The 17,766-nt window shown below is 70.2% G+C and carries 15 protein-coding genes, 1 pseudogene and 1 riboswitch; of the genes and pseudogenes, 3 read left to right on the top strand and 13 right to left on the bottom strand.

Annotation, left to right across the window (positions count from 1 at the left end):
* Positions 1-34: 34 nt before the first annotated feature.
* The 5 genes from eno to OG226_RS51645 all read right to left on the bottom strand — a co-directional run bounded on the left by eno (position 35) and on the right by OG226_RS51645 (position 4,779).
* Positions 35-1,321 carry a phosphopyruvate hydratase gene (gene eno / locus OG226_RS29660; RefSeq protein WP_328682756.1) on the bottom strand — a complete coding sequence of 429 codons (1,287 nt, stop codon included), beginning with the start codon at positions 1,319-1,321 and terminating at the stop codon, positions 35-37.
* 332 nt (positions 1,322-1,653) lie between these two features.
* Positions 1,654-2,349, bottom strand: coding sequence for a transglycosylase family protein (locus OG226_RS29655; protein ID WP_328682754.1), 696 nt, complete (start codon positions 2,347-2,349; stop codon positions 1,654-1,656).
* Between the two features lie 9 nt (positions 2,350-2,358).
* A riboswitch (cyclic di-AMP (ydaO/yuaA leader) is annotated at positions 2,359-2,540 on the bottom strand.
* A gap of 194 nt (positions 2,541-2,734) precedes the next feature.
* Positions 2,735-3,724 (bottom strand): transglycosylase family protein, encoded by a 990-nt coding sequence (locus OG226_RS29650; protein WP_329350550.1) that lies wholly within the window; start codon positions 3,722-3,724, stop codon positions 2,735-2,737.
* A 271-nt stretch (positions 3,725-3,995) separates the two neighbouring features.
* A complete protein-coding gene (locus OG226_RS29645) occupies positions 3,996-4,349 on the bottom strand; it encodes a hypothetical protein (protein WP_329350549.1) in 354 nt (117 codons plus the stop codon).
* Positions 4,270-4,779, bottom strand: coding sequence for a recombinase family protein (locus tag OG226_RS51645; protein ID WP_443066921.1), 510 nt, complete (start codon positions 4,777-4,779; stop codon positions 4,270-4,272). The genes OG226_RS29645 and OG226_RS51645 overlap by 80 nt, the downstream gene beginning before the upstream one ends.
* A gap of 84 nt (positions 4,780-4,863) precedes the next feature.
* Between OG226_RS51645 and OG226_RS29640 the strand changes: the two genes are divergently transcribed.
* Positions 4,864-6,120, top strand: coding sequence for a cytochrome P450 family protein (locus tag OG226_RS29640; protein ID WP_328682748.1), 1,257 nt, complete (start codon positions 4,864-4,866; stop codon positions 6,118-6,120).
* Positions 6,121-6,179: 59 nt separating this feature from the next.
* Here the strand turns inward: OG226_RS29640 and OG226_RS29635 are convergent, their stop codons facing one another.
* The 6 genes from OG226_RS29635 to OG226_RS29610 form a co-directional block, all read right to left on the bottom strand.
* Positions 6,180-7,205 (bottom strand): nucleoside triphosphate pyrophosphohydrolase, encoded by a 1,026-nt coding sequence (locus OG226_RS29635; RefSeq protein WP_328682746.1) that lies wholly within the window; start codon positions 7,203-7,205, stop codon positions 6,180-6,182.
* Positions 7,206-7,391: 186 nt separating this feature from the next.
* Entirely contained in the window at positions 7,392-8,039 is a 648-nt protein-coding gene (locus OG226_RS29630) for a SurA N-terminal domain-containing protein (RefSeq protein WP_329350548.1), read from the bottom strand.
* A gap of 178 nt (positions 8,040-8,217) precedes the next feature.
* Positions 8,218-9,045, bottom strand: coding sequence for a glycoside hydrolase domain-containing protein (locus OG226_RS29625; RefSeq protein WP_329350546.1), 828 nt, complete (start codon positions 9,043-9,045; stop codon positions 8,218-8,220).
* Between the two features lie 83 nt (positions 9,046-9,128).
* Positions 9,129-10,616, bottom strand: a complete 1,488-nt coding sequence (locus tag OG226_RS29620; protein ID WP_328686462.1) for a serine/threonine-protein kinase — start codon at positions 10,614-10,616, stop codon at positions 9,129-9,131.
* A gap of 38 nt (positions 10,617-10,654) precedes the next feature.
* Positions 10,655-11,287 carry a hypothetical protein gene (locus OG226_RS29615; RefSeq protein ID WP_328682740.1) on the bottom strand — a complete coding sequence of 211 codons (633 nt, stop codon included), beginning with the start codon at positions 11,285-11,287 and terminating at the stop codon, positions 10,655-10,657.
* Between the two features lie 266 nt (positions 11,288-11,553).
* Positions 11,554-13,872: an N-6 DNA methylase gene (locus OG226_RS29610; protein ID WP_329350545.1), complete on the bottom strand. Its 2,319-nt coding sequence runs from the start codon at positions 13,870-13,872 to the stop codon at positions 11,554-11,556.
* A gap of 260 nt (positions 13,873-14,132) precedes the next feature.
* Here OG226_RS29610 and OG226_RS29605 point away from each other — a divergent pair, with 260 nt between their 5' ends.
* Together OG226_RS29605 and OG226_RS29600 are read left to right on the top strand one after the other, a co-directional pair.
* The gene (locus tag OG226_RS29605) at positions 14,133-14,771 is read left to right on the top strand and encodes a hypothetical protein (RefSeq protein ID WP_329350544.1); all 639 of its coding nucleotides are present in this window, start codon (positions 14,133-14,135) and stop codon (positions 14,769-14,771) included.
* A 197-nt stretch (positions 14,772-14,968) separates the two neighbouring features.
* Positions 14,969-15,718: a hypothetical protein gene (locus OG226_RS29600; protein WP_328682736.1), complete on the top strand. Its 750-nt coding sequence runs from the start codon at positions 14,969-14,971 to the stop codon at positions 15,716-15,718.
* 71 nt (positions 15,719-15,789) lie between these two features.
* On the opposite strand, the gene OG226_RS29595 is transcribed toward OG226_RS29600, so the two are convergent.
* A complete protein-coding gene (locus tag OG226_RS29595) occupies positions 15,790-16,515 on the bottom strand; it encodes an HNH endonuclease family protein (RefSeq protein ID WP_329353544.1) in 726 nt (241 codons plus the stop codon).
* A 248-nt stretch (positions 16,516-16,763) separates the two neighbouring features.
* Positions 16,764-17,671, bottom strand: a pseudogene (locus OG226_RS29590) (SCO6745 family protein).
* Between the last annotated feature and the right edge of the window lie 95 nt (positions 17,672-17,766).

Raw genomic sequence — 17,766 nt, 5'->3', positions numbered from 1 at the left:
CTGGCTAAGGATTGACCCGGTGGATCCCCTGGGGTCAGCCCTTGAAGCGCGGGAAGGCGCTGCGGCCCGCGTACTCGGCCGCGTCGTCGAGGATCTCCTCGATGCGGAGCAGCTGGTTGTACTTGGCGACGCGGTCCGAGCGGGCCGGGGCGCCGGTCTTGATCTGGCCGCAGTTCACCGCGACGGCGAGGTCGGCGATGGTGGTGTCCTCGGTCTCGCCGGAGCGGTGGGACATCATGCACTTGAAGCCGTTGCGCTGGGCCATCTCGACGGCGTCCAGGGTCTCGGTCAGCGAGCCGATCTGGTTCACCTTGACGAGCAGGGCGTTGGCCGTGCCCTCCTCGATGCCGCGGGCGAGGCGCTCCGGGTTGGTGACGAAGAGGTCGTCGCCGACGATCTGGACCTTGTCGCCGATGCGGTCGGTGATGACCTTCCAGCCGGCCCAGTCGTCCTCGTACAGCGGGTCCTCGATGGAGACGAGCGGGTAGGCCGCCACGAGCTCCTCGTAGTACTCGGTCATCTCGGCGGCCGAGCGGGACTTGCCCTCGAACTCGTACTTGCCGTCCTTGTAGAACTCGGACGCGGCGACGTCGAGCGCGAGCCCGATCTGCTCGCCGGGGATGTAACCGGCCTGCTTGATGGCCTCGATGATGAGGTCGAGCGCGGCGCGGTTGGACTCCAGGTTCGGGGCGAAGCCGCCCTCGTCGCCGAGACCGGTGGACAGGCCCTTGGTCTTCAGCACCTTCTTGAGGGTGTGGTAGATCTCGGCACCCCAGCGCAGCGCCTCGGAGAAGGACTCCGCGCCGATCGGGGCGATCATGAACTCCTGGATGTCCACGTTGGAGTCGGCGTGCGAGCCGCCGTTCAGGATGTTCATCATCGGAACGGGCAGCAGGTGCGCGTTCGGGCCGCCGAGGTAGCGGAAGAGGGGGAGGTCGCTGGCCTCGGACGCGGCGTGCGCGACGGCGAGGGAGACGCCGAGGATGGCGTTGGCGCCGAGCGAGCCCTTGTTGTCGGTGGCGTCCAGGTCGAACATCGCCTGGTCGATCAGGCGCTGCTCGGTGGCGTCGTAGCCGACGAGCTCCGGGCCGATCTGCTCGATGACGGCGAGGACGGCCTTCTCGACACCCTTGCCGCCGTAGCGGTTGGGGTCACCGTCACGCAGCTCGATGGCCTCGAAGGCACCCGTGGAGGCGCCGGACGGAACGGCGGCACGACCCGTGCTGCCGTCGTCGAGGCCGACCTCGACCTCGACCGTGGGGTTGCCTCGGGAGTCCAGGATTTCCCGGGCTACGACGACGTCGATGGACGGCACGAGCATCTCCTTCTTGGGATCTGACGCGGCTACGGCAACACCGCAGCGGCTCTGCGAGACGAGCCTAACCGGCTCGGGGCGATTGGCCATCCGGTCGGCCGCCTGATGGACAGAACCGAGAGTAAATTGTTTCCGAACGGAACAAAAAGTCCCGGCAAGCGGCGGGTATGGGGACGGGGGCGGCGGGCCGAGGACGCAAAAAAGCCCCGCCCCGGTGCGTACGGGGGAACACGCACCGGAGCGGGGAGCCCGTGGGGGACGGGGGTGACCCTCACGAGGTCTCCATGATGGGGACCCCGGATGTGAGGGCGCTGTGGTTCAGCTACGAGACCGATAGGTCACTTCAGGTGGAGCTGCTGGCCCGGGAAGATGAAGTCGGCGTCGTCGATGATGTTCTTGTTCAGCTTGAACAGCTGCTGCCAGCCGCCCTTCACCTTGTGCTTCTCGGCGATGGAGCTGAGGGTGTCGCCCTTGACGACCTTGTACTCGCCGTCGCCCTTCTTGACCTTCTTGCCGGTCGGGGTGGTGACGGTCTTCTTGGCGGCCGGGCGCTCGGCGGAGCGGGAGGCGGTGGTGTCGCTCGTGGAACGCTCGGTGGTGCTCTTGGAGGAGCTGGAGCTGTTCGAGCCGCTCGACGAGCTGGAGCTGCCGCCGGAGTACGAGGCGCCGGAGAGGCCGGTGCCGCAGGTGGGCCAGGCGCCCTTGCCCTGGGCGGCGAGAACCTTCTCCGCCACGGCTATCTGCTGGGACTTGGAGGCCTGGTTCGCGGTGGAGGCGTAGGCGGTGCCGCCGTACGCGGCCCACGTCGAGGCGGAGAACTGCAGACCGCCGTAGTAGCCGTTACCGGTGTTGATGGACCAGTTGCCGCCGGACTCGCAGCTGGCGACCGTGTCCCACTCGGACGCGGTGGCGGCGGAGGCACTGCCGGTGGCCATGAGCGGCGCGGCGATCGCGACACCGGTGACGCCGGCGAGCGTGGCGACGCGGGTGGCCTTGGACGGACGGCGGTGCTTGCCCTTGCTGGAAAACAGCATGGAAAATCCCAATCCCCTCACCGACGCCTGCGAGGTGAGCTGTCGGGTTCGGGCCGTGTGAGTTGCCCGGCCGTGCTCGTACGTCTCGTACGCGGCACGACTTAACCCCAAGCCGGTTCCGGTCGTCTCTCAACTCCCGGGCCCGGCGCTTACCTTGGGTCCCCCGCTCCTGCCTACGGCGCTTGACGCGACGACTGTTCCCGGAGGCCGCTGGCAGGACTCGGCGTGTGCGGCAACCGGGGCTCGTGGTGACGAGCGGCCTTGACCGTAGACACGGAATCGGCGGAATTTCAAAGACGATCAGGGCTTCTGAGACTCATCCCACACTTTGATCAAACCGGACATTCCCGAGCGAAGCATGACGCGAACTCCCGCTGTTCTCTTGCTACTTTTCGTCCGCTTCCGTACCGACGTCCAAGGTCTGACCGGCGGCGATCTGGGTCGGATCGGCGCCTATCACCTTTTTGTTCTCGGCGTAGAGCGCAGTCCATCCGCCGTCGTAGCCAAGGGAGTCGGCGATCGACGCGAGGGAGTCGCCGGCGCGGACGATGTAGGTCTGCGGCGACACGCTCTCCTCGGCACTGGCGCCGCGATGCTTACCGGCACTCTGCTGAGTGCTCTGCTGATCGCCCTGCTGGTCGTCGGAATCACCGAGCGCGCCGGTGTCGACGAGGCTCCATTTGCCCACCGCCTGGGCCGGGTTGTCCGATTCGTCGATTTTCGGGGAGGCGGCGACCGAGTCGTTGCCGACCGAAGGGGTGGTGGACTTGTCGGACTTGCTGGAGTTGTCCGTCGCGGTGGGCGAGGGACTGTCGGTCGACGAGTCGCCGCCGGACGCGTCGGACGAAGTCGAGTCCGTGGCGCCGGAGTCGGACAACCCGGAGGAAGCGGGCGAGTCGGACGAACCGGAGTCGGAGTCGGAACCGGAGTCGGAGGAGCCGGTCGGGGTGGCCGACGGGGAGTCGCTCGCGAGGCCGGTGTCGACGTCCGTCGAACCCGAGGAGGTGGTGAGACCGGAGAGCAGCGCGCAGGTGGTCCACGCGGAGGTGCCCTTGTCGTCGAGGACCTTCTCGGCGACGGCTATCTGCTGCGAGCGGCTGGCCAGGTCGGCGCTCGGGGCGTAGGCGAGGCCGCCGTACTTCTCCCATTCGTCCTGGGTCATCTGCAGGCCGCCGAAGTAGCCGTTTCCGTCGTTCATGCTCCAGGAGCCGCCGCTCTCGCAGTTGGCCACCTTGTCCCAGGTGGTGCCGTCGGCGGCGTTCGCGGAGGCGGCGGCGAGGAGGGGGATGGCGATGGCGGAGCCGGTCACCCCGGCCGCGACGAGGAGCGCCGGAGCCTGACGGGGGCGACGGTGACGACCGTTCCCGGAGAGCATGCGGAGGCCTTTCGCGTGACAGCGGGGGGACCGCGCGGCGGGTGGTGCGAGGGGTGATGCGGGGCGCCGCGCTGGTACGTGAACGTACCCACAGTCGATCACTTGTCACAAGTTAATGCCACGGAGATCACGTGAAGATCACAGAGGTGAAGAACTGTCACCTTTGGGTTTAGGGGGCGAGATGACCCGTTCGGCTTCGGGTTCACGGCGTCGGAGTGGCCGTTCGGGTTCGGGGTTACGGGGGGGGAGGAGGCGGCCCGCGCGTCCGAATTCAGAGACGGGCGGGGACGGGTCCATCGCGGGCCCCGGCGCCGAACTGAGCAGTCACCACGAGCGGCGGCAGGGACGGCCGCCTGTAGGCGGCCACTCCGACGGCGTCGCCGCCCAGGCTCCTCACGACCTCAGGCCATGCACCTTTTTGCCACCAGGAGAGCCGCCGCACACGAATCGGGTCGACGGGCCCCCGGATGAGGGGCATGTCACCCCATGTCAGGCCGTGCCGCAGCCTGTGGAGCATCCCCTCGAACCGGCGCCGGATGTCATACCTACTCGTGAACTCTCGGCCGGCGACGGTGCGTTCCTTGATACGTCGCCACTCCATCTCGGCGAAGGTGACGTACTGCATGAACCGCTGCCAGCCTCTTCGGTGCTGGTGTCGATCCCTTCGGTGACCGAGATGAAGTGGATGCCGAGGCGGTCATGTTCCAGGCCCACAGGTAGGCGGCTCGGGCCGTGCGCCCGATGCGGTCGACCTTGGGAACGAGGATGCGGTTGAAGCACTGTCGGTGTGCGTCGGCTACGAGGCGGTCCGTCTCGGGACGGCGTTCCAAGGCCCCGGACACCGCTTCGTCCACGTAGGAGTCGTGGACCGCGACTTCAGGATGCCGGGCGAGCCATGCGTCCGAGACCCTGTCCTGGTCTTCCAGCCCGAAGCCGTCGAGTTGGTCCAGAGTGGAGACGCGCGCGTACCTGGCGACCACAACGGCCGCCGGGAAGGTTCCGGCTCCTTCGCGCTGTCGCAAGCGCTCTGGGGCCGGGGCCGTTTCGGGGAACATTACTTTTCACTCTGCGCAGTTGAAGGGGAATCGCACAATCCGGCGATCTCACCCGCGCAACGCGGCTCCCGGTACCGTCTCCCCGTGAGCGCCCCGCATATCGAACCCGAACTCTTCACCTGGGAGTTCGCCAGCGACCCCTACCCCGCCTACGCATGGCTCCGGGAGCATGCGCCCGTGCACCGCACCACGCTCCCCAGCGGGGTGGAGGCCTGGCTGGTCACCCGATACACGGACGCCAAGTCGGCGCTCGCCGACCAGCGCCTCTCCAAGAATCCCGTGCACCACGCGGAAGACGCCCGCGGCAAGAGCAGGACGGGCATCCCCGGTGAGCGCAGCGCCAACCTCATGACGCATCTGCTCAACATCGACCCGCCGGACCACACACGGCTCCGTCGGCTCGTCTCCAAGGCGTTCACACCCCGTCGAGTGGCCGAATTCGCGCCGCGGGTCCAAGAGTTGACCGACCAGCTCATCGATCGGTTCGCGCGTACCGGAAGCGCCGACCTCATTCACGAGTTCGCGTTCCCCCTCCCCATCCACGCCATCTGCGACCTGCTCGGCGTCCCCCGCGAGGACCAGGACGACTTCCGGGACTGGGCAGGGATGATGATCCGGCACCAGGGCGGCCCGAGGGGCGGGGTCGCACGGTCCGTGAAGAAGATGCGCGCCTACCTCGCCGAACTGATCCACCGCAAGCGGGAGGCGCTCCCGGACACCCCCGACCCCGGCGAAGACCTCATCTCCGGACTCATCCGCGCCTCCGACCACGGCGAGCACCTCTCCGAGAACGAAGCGGCGGCCATGTGCTTCGTACTGCTCTTCGCCGGTTTTGAGACCGTCATCAATTTGATCGGCAACGGCACCTATGCCCTGCTGCGCAACCCGAAACAGAGGGCGCAACTTCAGGAGTCGATCGAGCGTGGCGAAGAGCAACTCCTCGACACCGCCGTCGAGGAGTTGCTCCGCTACGACGGCCCGGTAGAACTGGCCACCTGGCGCTACGCAACCGAGCCCCTCGAAATCGGCGGACAATCCATCGCCTCCGGTGATCCCGTGCTCGTGGTCCTCGCCGCCGCCGACCGCGATCCCGCCCGTTTCGACGAACCGGACACACTCGACCTCTCCCGCAGGGACAACCAGCACCTCGGCTACGGACACGGCATCCACTACTGCATCGGCGCCCCGCTCGCCCGTCTAGAAGGTCGCACCGCGCTGGCCACCTTGCTGCGCCGTCTGCCCGATCTCCAACTTGACGTCGATCCAGGGGACTTGCGCTGGCGAGGCGGACTGATCATGCGGGGGCTCCGGAACCTCCCGGTGAAGTTCACCGCCGACTGAGAGGCGTGGATCACCCGGGCGGGCCTCGCTCCGAACACGGAGTGCGTCAGCAGGCCGAGTCAACTCCCGCTACCGGCCTCGCTGCCGCTCTCCTTCTCCCTGATCGCATCCCGATAAGCCCGCCCCGCCGCCCGCAAGGCAGCCTCCGGATCCACCCCGGCCGCCTCCGCCCGCACAGCCAGCGCCAGCAGCTCGTACCCGATGCCGGCATCCCCCGTAGGCAACGGAACCTCAAGTCCCGCCGTACGCACGCGCGATGCCAGCTTCGACGCGAGGGCTAGGCCGGGCTGGCCCATGGGGATGCCCTCGGTGATGGAGGTGCGGCGCTTCTCCTCGGCCTTCGTGCGGAGCCAATGCGCCTTCACCTCCTCGGGAGTTGACGCCGTCTCGTCGCCGAAGACGTGGGGGTGACGGTGGATCAGCTTGGTGATGATGCCCGCTGCGACGTCGTCGATGGAGAAGGGGGTGTCGGGGTCCTCCTCGGCGATGCGGGCGTGGAAGACGACCTGGAGGAGGACGTCGCCGAGTTCCTCGCGGAGTTCGTCGCGGTCGCCCTCCTCGATCGCCTCGACGAGTTCGTACGCCTCCTCGATGCCGTACTTCGCCAGGCCCTTGTGGGTCTGCTGGGAGGACCACGGGCACTCGGCGCGGATGCGGTCCATGACCTGGACGAGGTCGAGGAGGCGGGCGCCGGGCAGGTCGTAGGAGGCGGGGAGGAGTTCCAGGTCCGGCATCTGGACGCGGCCCGAGCCCGCCAGGCGGGCCAGGCCGTCGGTCAGGGCCGGTTCGCCCTCACCCGTGGCCACGACCACCACCGTGGAGCCGTCCGCGCAGGCGGCGACCAGTTCCTCTGCGGTCGGGGAGGCCTCGACGACGGTTATGCCGGCCTCGCTCAGATACGGCAGCTGCGGATGCGCGCCGTCCGCGCACAGCACCCGGTCGGCGTCGCGCAGCGCCTGCCAGGCGGGCCAGGAGAGCAGGCCGGGGGCGACGCGGTGGCTGGTGGTGAGCAGGACGATGCGGCCGGGGTGGGCGCCCTCGGGGGTGGGGTCGGTCGCGTCGGAACTGGGGCTGGTTGCGTTCACCCACCGAACGTAACCCACGCCGCCGACAGCCCCGGAGTTATCCACAGGCCGACGGGCGCCGCTGTTTTCCCCAGGCCGGCGCGCACCCCCGTTGTCCACAGGCCGAACCCCGACCCGCCGACGCCCGACCCGAAGGCCTGCACCCCGCCGGCCCCCGACCACCGGGCCTGCCGAGCCGCCGTACCGTTACGCAGACTGCTGCGTCTGCGTCGCGGTGACTTCCCGCACCCACGGCGTCTTCGCGTCCACCCGGCTGCTCTTGGTCACGTCCCACGTGCCGTAGCGCGGGTTGAGGTCGACGTGGAGTTCCTTGGACGCGGTGGAGAGGGCCTTCCAGAAGGCGGGCTGGGTGGTGTCGGTGCCGAGTTTCGCGGCGAGTTTGCGTCCCTCCACCTGGAGGCGGAGGTTCTCGTCGAGGCGCTGCGGGGGGACGCCGTACTGGGCGAGCCAGGTCGCCTCCAGGGCCTTGGCGCCGCCCGCCTGCTGGGCGAGGGCGGTCCGCATGTCCTGGATGTCCTTGCGGGTGACGGTGACCCCGGCGTCCTGCGCGGCGCGGTGGACGACCTGGTCGAAGACCATGCCGTAGAGCGTCTCGCGGGTGAGGCCGCCGGTGGTGGCGATGGCGCGCTCGTACTGTGCCTCGTTCTGTACGGCCGACCGCTGGGCCGTACGCACCTCGTTGACCCGGCTCTGCAGCTGCGCGACGGTGATGCGCTGGCCGCCCACGACGGCCGCGGCGCCCGGATGCGCCTCGCTTCCGCAGGCGGTCAGGGCGGGGGACGCGGCGGCGATCACGGCGGTGAGGACGAGCGCGGTACGACGGCGGCGGTGCAAGGGAGCCTCCCGTTGGAGATTGTGCGACGGTGCACAAAGTCTTGCGGTGATCGATGGTAGGCAGTGGGTCGCCTGGGGCCAACCCATTCGACCAACGATTCACCAGGACTTCGGGCACCGGCACGCACGCGTGGTCTCCGCGAGCTCCATCCCGCCCGCCCGCTACGGGCCCCAGCGCTCAGCCGGTGATGGCGACCGGCGCGTCCCACGCGTCGCGGTCCACGGTGATCGTGTAACCGCCGCGGGTCTCCTTGCTGTTGACCATGTACTGGTGGGCGCGGCTGTGGTTGGTGAACTGGGTGGAGCCCCAGGGCCAGTCCGAGGTCGTGGTGTACGTCTTGTCCCACAGCGCGTACCAGAGGTTGCCCGGCAGGTCCGTCTTGTTGGTCGCGGTCGCGATCGCCTTGGCGCTGGAGCTGCTGAAGCCGTAGTAGCCGGTGCGGTAGATCTTGGCGTGCAGTTCCTTGTCGAAGGCGCGGACGTACGTCAGCACGGCGTTGTTGCAGGCCGTGTTCGTGATGTCGTACGCCTCCATGTCCAGGTAGACCGGGCTGCCGGCCTTGAAGCCGAGCGCCTTCGCCTTGGTCACCGCGTCGTCCGCCTCGGACTTGCCGACGGACGCGGCCGTGGAGGCGCTGATCTTCACCGAGCCGCCGGAACCGCAGGACGGCTGCGAGCCGACGTAGAGCGGGATGAACTTCCAGCCGACCGTGCTGAGGGACTTGACCCAGGACGCGGTCAGGTTGGGCTGGCTGCAGCCGCGGTTCCTGCCGCCGATGTAGACGGCCGCGGCACCGTAGGCGCCGTCGGTGTGCCAGGCCTTCATCGCGGCGAGGGAGGGGGCCGCGCAGGTGTCGAAGGCGTGGCCGGTGTAGGTCTTCTGGGCGGGCCAGGTGGTGGCGGCCATCGATTCCGTCGCGGCGACACCGCCGCCGGCGACGACGGCGGCACCGGCGACGCCCCAGGCTATGTATCTGCGCTTCTTCGACTGCCGGTGCTCGGACATGAAAAGACCCCACCCCTGGTGTACGCCTGCTTGATGTCGCGCGCTACGCGCGCGTGCTGGGCAAAATCTAGCCGCCGGTCGCGCTAGCCCCGCACCTGCCCCAGCCATTGCAGCGTGCGCCGGATGTCCGCCGCGAGCGGGTGGCCGGGGCCGTGCCGGCGTTCGACGTCGACCAGGAGGCGGGCGAGGGTCTCGTGGGCCGCGCCCCGGTCGCCGAGGGCGAGCAGCAGGTGGCCCATGCGGCGGCGGACCTCGTGGGCGAGTTCGGGGTCGCCTGCCATGTACTGGTTCTCGTAGTACGGCAGCAGCGCGCGGTACTCCGCGAGGGCCGCCGCCGGGTCGCCGAGCGACTCCAGGCACTGGGCGGCCTCGTAGCGGTAGCGCAGGGACTGCGGGTCGGACGGGCCGGCCTCGGCGGCGCGTTCGTCGGCGAGGCGGCGCAGTTCGGGCAGCGCGCGCCGGTACTGGCCGTCGTCCATGAGCGTGGCCGCGTACTGCTTGCGCAGGGTGCGGACGACCGGGGAGTGCACGCCGTGCTGCTCGGCGGCGGTGGGCAGGATCGCGCCGAGGATGTCGACGGCCTGCGTGATGCGGCCCTCGCCGAGCAGCCGCTTGACCTCGTCGACGGCGGCGGCGACATCGCGTTTCTCGGCGGCGGGCGGCGCCAGCGGGGCGGGCTGCGACGCGGGCGTGCGGGCGCGGTCCGGCCAGGGGGCGTGCGGGCGCAGGAACGGGCGGGTGGGGTCGAGCGGCGCCCCGGTGGGCATCCCGCGCGCGGGCAGCAGCAGCGCGAGACGTTCGTAGACCTCCTGCGCGGAGCCGGGGCGGTGCTGCGGGTCCTTGGCGAGCAGGTGCAGGACGAGCGCTTCGAGCGACTCGGGGACCTCGGGGCGGATACGGCGGACAGGCACCGGCGGCTCGTACAGGTGCCGGTGCAGCACGCCGAGGGCCGTGGAGCCCGCGAACGGCACGTCCCCGCTGAGGAGTTCGTGCAGGACCACGCCGAGCGCGTACAGGTCGGTGTACGGGCCGACCGCGCCGCCCATCGCCTGCTCGGGGGCCATGTAGGCGGGCGATCCGATGGGGGTGCCGGTGTGCGTGAGGCGGGTGGTGTCGGCGTCCATGACGGAGGCGACGCCCAGGTCGAGGACGGTGACAGTGCCGTCCTGCTTCACCATCACGTTGCGCGGCTTCAGGTCGCGGTGGACGATCGGCACGGCGTGCACGGCGCTCAGGACGGCGCACAGTTGGGCCGCGACGGCGACCGCCCACTGCCACGGGTACGGGTCCTGCTCGGCGAGGTGGTCGGAGAGGTCGGCGCCGTCGATGTACTGCATGACGAGGAACAGCTCCTCGCCCTCGCTGCCCGCGTCGTGCACCGTGACAAGCCCGGGGTGGTCGACCTGTGCGGTCACCCGGCACTCGCGCACGAAGCGGCGGCGCAGTTCGTCGGCCTCCTGGCCCGCCACCTTGTCGGGGCGCAGCAGCTTCACCGCCACGCGCCGGTCCAGCCGCCGGTCGTACGCCGTCCAGACCTGGCCCATGCCGCCCTGTCCGATCAGCGTGGACAGTTCATAGCGGTCCGCGACGACCCGTCCTGCCGCCACGGTCACCTTCCGCCCTCGTCGTGCTTGCGCAGATAGTCACTCAACTCGTCCAGCTCCGCCCGCACTTGGTCGATACGGGCGGGCGCGGGGCGCTGCGGCGGCGGGGTGTTCATCGGCGGCTGCGACACGGGCGGCGGGGTGTGCTGCCGCGGCACGGGCGTGTGCGGCATCGGCGGCGGGGTGTGCTGCGGCGCGGTCGTCGCGGTGTACGGGGTCGGCGTCGGCTGCGAGGACTGCGGATAGCCGTACGCCGGGGCCGGGGGCTGCTGCCCGCCGTAGCCGCCGCCGTAACGCAGTTGCTGGAAGTGGCGTATGTCCGCCGCCAGGTAGTACGCGATCGACGCCACCAGGGTGCCCAGGAGCAGGGTGATGCCCAGATAGCCGCCGGCGGTGTGGACGTCCTCGCCGGGCTCGGAGCCGAGCAGCACGATACTGAGCACGTCCGCCGCCAGCGCGGCCACGAACAGGCCCCAGTCCAGGGACTTGCGGGTCACGATGGCCAGCCGCAGCAGCATCGTCCAGGCCAGGAACCCGATGCAGAACACCGAGATCCCCACGAACAGCACGCGCACGAGGACCAGCGCCCCGGTGGGCGGCGGTGGCTTCGCCGGCTGCGGGTAGCCGTGGCCTTGCATGGCTGCTCCTGGTGCCTTCGGAGGACGTACGGTGCGGCGACCGCCGTCGGTCCGGCGCGTGTTCGGCGCGCGGACGACAGCGGTCGTGCGATTGTCGCTTCGAGCGTATAGGCCGACACCGACAACCGGTCCCGGGTTGTACCGAACCGTTGTCGTGCTGATCACTTCGTACGACGTCGCAGGTGCGGTCGGGTGCGCGCGGAGCGGGGCCTTCCGGGACGAGGCGGGCAACGGGGGCGGATCGAGGGGCGGCCGGGCGGCTCGCCTCAGTCGGGCGTGACCGTGCCGTCCGTCAGGCCGTCGTACATGCCGCGCACGAGCTGCTCGCCGAGCCGGCCCGCCTGCCGCAGCGCCCGCTCGAAGTCCTCCAGGGCGCGGAACCGGGCTCCGTAGCGCCGCTGTTCGTCCAGGGGGAGGCGCGGCAACTGGAGCCTGCGGACGTCGAGTCGGGTCGCCGTGGAGGCGTAGCTGCTGGCCTGGCGGTTGTTGGCGGTGCCGCGCAGGAAGCCGGCGAGGAACCACGGGTCCAGGGCGCCGGGATCGGGCCGGAGCAGGACGAGGCTGCGCCCCAGGGCGGCGCCCGCGGTCGTGCCGTCGATCACGCGGGCCATCGAACCGCCGCCCAGCACCGGAACGACGACATCGCCTGGTTCCGTGAGGACGGCGTCCTCGTCACTCTCGGGGAGGATGCCGGAAGGGGCCGTTCCGGCGAGGACGTCGTGGTCGGTGAGAACGGGCACACGCGCGTGGCCGCCGTTTCCTCCGGTCCGCATCACCAGGGCGCCCCCGCGCGCGAGTTCACCGATCGTGGTGAGCGGCCAGCGCGTGGGGCGGTCGGGGTCGGTGGAGTGCTCTACGGGTGGCGGGGTGAGGTCGGCGGTCAGCCGGAGCGTCTCGCCGAGCCGCTCGCGGACGGCCGTGAGCTCGTCGGCGCCGTCGGCCGCGGTCGCGGGCGGGAGGTGTCGGGCGGGGGCGAAGTCCACGTCGTCGTCGAGGAGTTCGATGACCGGCACGGAACGCGCCAGCCCCGGCTCGTCGTCCAGCCGCCCCGCGCGGTCGAACGCCTTCCAGGCGTCGAGCACCGCGCCCCGCACGGCCTGCCAGTCCGGCCCGCCCCGCCCCTCGGTGGCGAACCGCCCGGTGTCCACCAGCAGCACCTCCGGCTGCGCCGCCGCCCGCTCCGGCCGCCGCAACACCCACAGGTGCAACGGGATGTTGTACGGCGGCGCCGCCCCGACCGGCAGCGCTACGACCGCCTTCAGCGCCCCGCGCCGCAACAGGTCGGCGCGGATCCGGCGCCCCGAACGCCGGGAGGCCGCGGCCGGCGGCATCAGCAGCACGGCCGTGCCGCCGTCCTTGAGCCGGGCCAGCGCGTGCTGCACCCAGGCCAGCTCGGACTCGTTGCGCGCCGGGAAGCCGTACTCCCAGCGGGGGTCGTAGGCGAGTTCGTCGTGGCCCCAGTTGCGCTCGTTGAACGGCGGATGGCACAGGACCACGTCGGCCCGCAGCGCCGGGTACGCGTCGGCGCGCAGCGTGTCGCCGGCCGTGCCGCGGACGGTGACCTGCGCGTGCAGGGCGAGCCGGAGCGCGGTGAGTGCCGCGAGGTCGGGGGCGTCGTCCTGGGCGTACAGCTCCTGGCCGGGGCGGGGGGTGACGGCACGCAACAGGGCGCCGGTGCCGCAGGCCGGGTCGAGCGCGATACCGGCCGGGCCCGCCGACTCGGCCAACTCGGCCATCAGGCGGGCGAGTTCGGTCGGGGTGAGCGTGTACTGGCGCGGATTGGCGTCGAGATGCCGCCCGAGCAGGAACTCGAACGCCTGGCGTGCGCCCAGCTCCGCGGCGAGTTCCGCGGTGCCTCGGAGGAGGGGGGCGGAGGGGAGGAGTTGGGGGCCGGTGGGGGTCTGGACTGCGGGGGTGGGGGGTGTGGTGGGGCTCGGGGTGGGGGCGAGGTACGCGGCGGGCGGTGTGTGAACGGCCGGCGGCGTGTGAACGGCTGGAACGGTGTTCGCGGGCAGAGCCGTGTTCACAGGGTGGGCAGTGTTCACGGGAGCCGGGGGCGTTGTCGGGTCGGCCGGGGTGTTCACAGTCTTCTGCGTGTTCGGGGTGTTTCGGGCGGCATGGGTGTTCGGCGTGTTCACAGCCGCCGCGGCGCTCCCCTCTTGCCCCCTGTGAACTCCGCGTCCGCGCACCGCACCGAAGCGCGGCACGATCACCTGCTCCAGCGCGCCGGGCAGCATCGCGGCCATCCGCTCGTCCGAACCGGCGCTCACGTCCAGCCAGACGGTGGGGCGTTCATGGATGAGCAGCAGGGCGCAGCCGGCGTACACCAGGGCGGTGACCGGACCCTCGGGGTGACCGACGAGTTGCTGCCAGACCCGTTCGCGCAACGGGACTTCGGCGAGTTTCCCCTGCTTGCGCAGCCAGGACTCGATCTCGGCGAGGGCGAAGGCAGGGCTGGTCTCGGTGCCGCCGACCGGCTTGGGGAAGTCCGCGTGACGGCGGCGCCAGTTGCTGACGGCGGCACGGCCGACACCGGCGAGCCGGGCGATTCCGGCGGCGGTCACCTCTGTCGCGTTGTCCTGCACTCGCCCCACTCCCCTCGTCGCACCGGCCGCGCCGCGTCCGCGCCACCTCTGCGCTCTGTCCTCATTGCGTCCGCGTTGCGCCTGCCGTCCGTCTGTGACGCCGAGCATACCGACGCAGGCAAGATCTACCCCTTCACGGCCGTGTACACACAGCATCTCGTGAATCGTGTTGACTCGGTTCACAGCCTCTGCTCTCATTGACCCAGCGAACGAGCGGCCGCTGGAGGGAGGCGGTCGCCGCATCGGGGAGGGGGACAGCCATGGGCATGAAGGGCAGGCTCACGCTCGGCGCCGTCGTGGGGGTCGTCGTCATCGGGGTCGTGTCGGCGAACGCCGGCGCGGAACACGGGGCGACCGGCAAGAAGAACACGGGCACGACCAAGGCCGCCGAGACGAAGAAGGCCACGTTCGACGGGGACGGCGACTTCCGGGTCGGCACGGACATCAAGCCCGGTACGTATCGCACCAGCGGCAACACCGACGGCATGTGCTCCTGGGAGCGGGCCAAGGACGCCTCGGGCGACACGGTCTCGCTGCCGGCCAACGACCGTGTGAGCGGCGCCAGTTACGTCACCGTCGAGGCCACCGACAAGATCTTCGAGTCCAGTGGCTGCAAGGACTGGGAGACCGTCGACGCGAAGCCGCAGGGCTCCCCCGCCACGAGGATGGCCGGCGACGGCGGCATGTTCAAGGTCGGCACCGACATCGCCCCCGGCACCTACAGGTCCACCGGCAACAAGGACCACCTGTGCTACTGGGAGCGCGCGAAGGACGCCGAGCACGGGCTGGACTCGATCCTCGCGAACGACAACGTGACCGGCACGGCCGTCGTCACGATCAGCACCAAGGACGCCCACTTCAAGACGACCGGCCGCAAGGACTGGACGAAGACGGCCTGACGTTCTGATCAGGTCGGGCCAGGTCAGGTCAGGTCAGGTCAGGTCAGGTCAGGTCAACGCTCGTCCCTCTGCCCCACGCGTGCCCATCCCGCCGTAGGCACATCTCTGCGCGTCGGCCCGCCCGGCGCCTCTCCGGACCCCGCTTCGGGGCGCCTCCCTCATCTCGTCACCGCTCACCACTCCATCAAGGAACTGCCATGCGTCGTACCGCACTTGCCGCTCTCTGCCTCACCACCGTGGCCGCCGCGGGACTCACCGGGTGTCTGCCCGGCGAGGACAAGGCGGACAGCAAGCCGAAGGGACCGTTCGCCGGGCTGACCGGTGGCGAGATCGCCGACCGGTCCCTGACCGCCACCACCGGCGCCTCGTCGCTACGGCTGAAGGGCGAGATACCCGACGACGAGAGCGGCGGCACGATCGTGATCGACATGGCGCTGGACAAGAAGGGCGAGTGCGCCGGCACGTTGAGCTTTCAGGGCAAGGGCAAGGCCGACATGGTCAAGTCCGGCGACACCATCTACATGAAGTACGACGAGGCGTTCCTGCGGGCGCAGAGTGACGGCGAGTCCAAGGCGGACACCGATGCGGTCGTGGACATGATGGCCGGGAAGTGGACCAAGATGTCCGCGAAGGGCGCGGACGCCAAGGACATCGCGAGCTTCTGCGACCTGAACTCGATGCTCGGCGGCGCGGCCGACGGCAACTCGGATGCGACGCGCGGGAAGACGACCACCCTCGACGGCACCCCGGCGATCGCCCTGCACGAGAAGGACGGCAAGGACAGCTACACGCTGTACGTGGCGACCGAGGGCAAGCCGTATGTGCTGCGTATCGACAGCGTCTCCGCGAAGGACCCGGGGACGCTCACGTTCGGCGAGTACGAGAAGCCGGTACCGGCGAAGAAGCCCACCGGCAAGATCCTGGACCTGGACAAGCTGGGCAGCTGAGCCACCAAGTCTCCCGCGGCTACGGCACGTTCACGGGGCGTGCCGTGGCCGCGGGTCAAGGCCGTGTCACCTCAGTTCGCGTGGAACCTCGCCGGCGCGTTCGTCGGGTTGCCGCCGGTCGGCAGGGCCTGCTTGGAGCAGGTGGAGAGGACCTTGACCATCGCGGCCTTCTCAGCCGAGGTGACCCACAGCCCGTACTTCTTCTTCACGGCGACCTGCGCGGCGACATACGTGCACCGGTACGCCTTGGGCGGCACCCAGGTCGCCGTGTCGCCGTCGCCCTTGCTGCGGTTGGGGCTGGCGCCGACGGTGAGGAGGTTGAGCGGGTCGTTGGCGAGAGCTATGCGCTTGCTGGCGTCCCAGTACTTGGCGCCCTTCTGCCAGGCGTCGGAGAGGGCGACCAGGTGGTCGATGTCGACGAGGCTGGCGCCGCGCTTGTAGACGACTTCCTTGCCGGAGTACGGATCGGATTCGAGGACGCCGTACGACACCTTGCAGTCGCCGTCGGTGAACTTCACCTGCTTCAGGTCCCGTTTGAGGATGTCGTCCCTGGTGTCGCAGCTGTTGGAGTCCGTGTCGGCCCAGGCGGTGCCGAAACGCTCACGGGAGTAACCGGTCTTCGGCGCACGCCCCTTCACGGTCAGGGACTCGGCGGCGGTCAGGGCCGCGCCCCCGCCGGAGCCTCCTCCGGCCGTCGCCTCGGGCCCGGAGTCGCCCGTTCCCGTGGTGTCCGTCTTGCATCCGGCGACCGACAACATGACCAGGGCGGCGATTGCCGCCCCACCCCTCAGACGCATCACGTGCGCCCCTCCCCTTGCTCACCCGGCCCCGCCCCTGCAGGGGCGGATATTGCCTGGTCCCCACGGTAGCGGCGGACGCGTCACGGGCATACGGGTCCTAAGTCCCCATGGCACGTAACTCGCCTGTATCGCAGTGGTGGAACAGGCCGAAGTACCGGCTTCCCTCACCCCCTCTCCTTACTCCCCTTGCTCCGCCCCGGATTTCACGCTCTCTCAGACCGTCGGACCGTCAGACCCGCACCCCCTCAGACCTTGCCGATGCCCAACGTCGACTCCGAGGGCAGCAGCCCGGACCCGAGCACGGCGACCCAGAACTCCCCCAGCAGGTCGGCGAGTCGGTCGGTGTCGGTCCGGCCGAGGAACTGCCATGGCGTGGCGGCCAGTTGGTCGGTGCGGCGCTCGACCTCCTGGCGCAGATCGCGGCCCGCCCGCGTCGCCGTACCCTGTCGTCTATGACGCCGCGGACGACCAGCCGTTCGCGGGCCGCCGCCCACTCCTCCCGGCTCCAGCCCCGGCTCTCGAAGCGCTGGACGGAGGCGGCCCCGATCGCGGCGAAGGAGACCAGGGACTCGACCGGGTCCAGGTCGGCGACGAGGAGGGCGGCGAGGTGGCCGTCGCCCCGGTGTTCGCGCAGGATCGTGGCCGCCTGCCACAACTGGAGGTGGGGTTCCGCGGGCCAGGCCAACTCGGCGTTGGCCGCGGCGAGGGGGCGGCCGGCGTTGTCAGCCGCCTCGGCGGCGCGGCGGGCGAGGTCGGCGGCCTCCGCCAGCTCGGGGCTGTCGACACGGTCGCCGAATATCGCGCGGTAGGCCCGGTCCATGCCGCGCAGCCTCGCCTTCAACACAGCGTCCGGGCTCGCGGTGCTCCACGCCGAGCCCATGTGCTCGGCGACCATGCGGGGGTTGAAGCTGTAGAAGGCGGAGGCCACCCGCTCACCGCCGGCCGGGCCCAACGGCGCGGCGCGCAACGGGAAGTAGCTCGGCCAGCGCTCCCCGGTGTCGTATCCGAGGGCGGCGGCCTCCTCGAAGACCTCCGGCGCGTAATACAGCACCGCGTGCAGGGGTTCGAGCAGATGCCAGAGCTGGCGCACGCGGCCCAGCTCCACGGTGGGGAGGCTCTTCGTGGTCTCCACTCCACGCACGCTTTCCGACATGACGTAACCCCTCGTCGCATCCCGGTCGTTCCACAACTTGACACTGACAAGATTGCCCCAACCGTCCGAACTTGTCAATGCCTAGATTCGGCGTA

The organism is Streptomyces sp. NBC_01261 (assembly GCF_036226385.1).
Classification (GTDB): domain Bacteria; phylum Actinomycetota; class Actinomycetes; order Streptomycetales; family Streptomycetaceae; genus Streptomyces.
The sequence above is the reverse complement of the archived record's forward strand: the minus strand, read 5'-3'. Positions and strand labels throughout refer to the sequence as shown.

Coding starts and splice junctions, on each gene's coding strand:
- OG226_RS51645 (WP_443066921.1), bottom strand. CDS start 4,779: ATGTTCCCCGAAACGGCCCCGGCCCCAGAGCGCTTGCGACAGCGCGAA.
- OG226_RS29625 (WP_329350546.1), bottom strand. CDS start 9,045: ATGTCCGAGCACCGGCAGTCGAAGAAGCGCAGATACATAGCCTGGGGC.
- OG226_RS29615 (WP_328682740.1), bottom strand. CDS start 11,287: ATGCAAGGCCACGGCTACCCGCAGCCGGCGAAGCCACCGCCGCCCACC.
- OG226_RS29645 (WP_329350549.1), bottom strand. CDS start 4,349: ATGCAGTACGTCACCTTCGCCGAGATGGAGTGGCGACGTATCAAGGAA.
- OG226_RS29650 (WP_329350550.1), bottom strand. CDS start 3,724: ATGCTCTCCGGGAACGGTCGTCACCGTCGCCCCCGTCAGGCTCCGGCG.
- OG226_RS29605 (WP_329350544.1), top strand. CDS start 14,133: ATGGGCATGAAGGGCAGGCTCACGCTCGGCGCCGTCGTGGGGGTCGTC.
- OG226_RS29655 (WP_328682754.1), bottom strand. CDS start 2,349: ATGCTGTTTTCCAGCAAGGGCAAGCACCGCCGTCCGTCCAAGGCCACC.
- OG226_RS29600 (WP_328682736.1), top strand. CDS start 14,969: ATGCGTCGTACCGCACTTGCCGCTCTCTGCCTCACCACCGTGGCCGCC.
- OG226_RS29595 (WP_329353544.1), bottom strand. CDS start 16,515: ATGCGTCTGAGGGGTGGGGCGGCAATCGCCGCCCTGGTCATGTTGTCG.
- eno (WP_328682756.1), bottom strand. CDS start 1,321: ATGCTCGTGCCGTCCATCGACGTCGTCGTAGCCCGGGAAATCCTGGAC.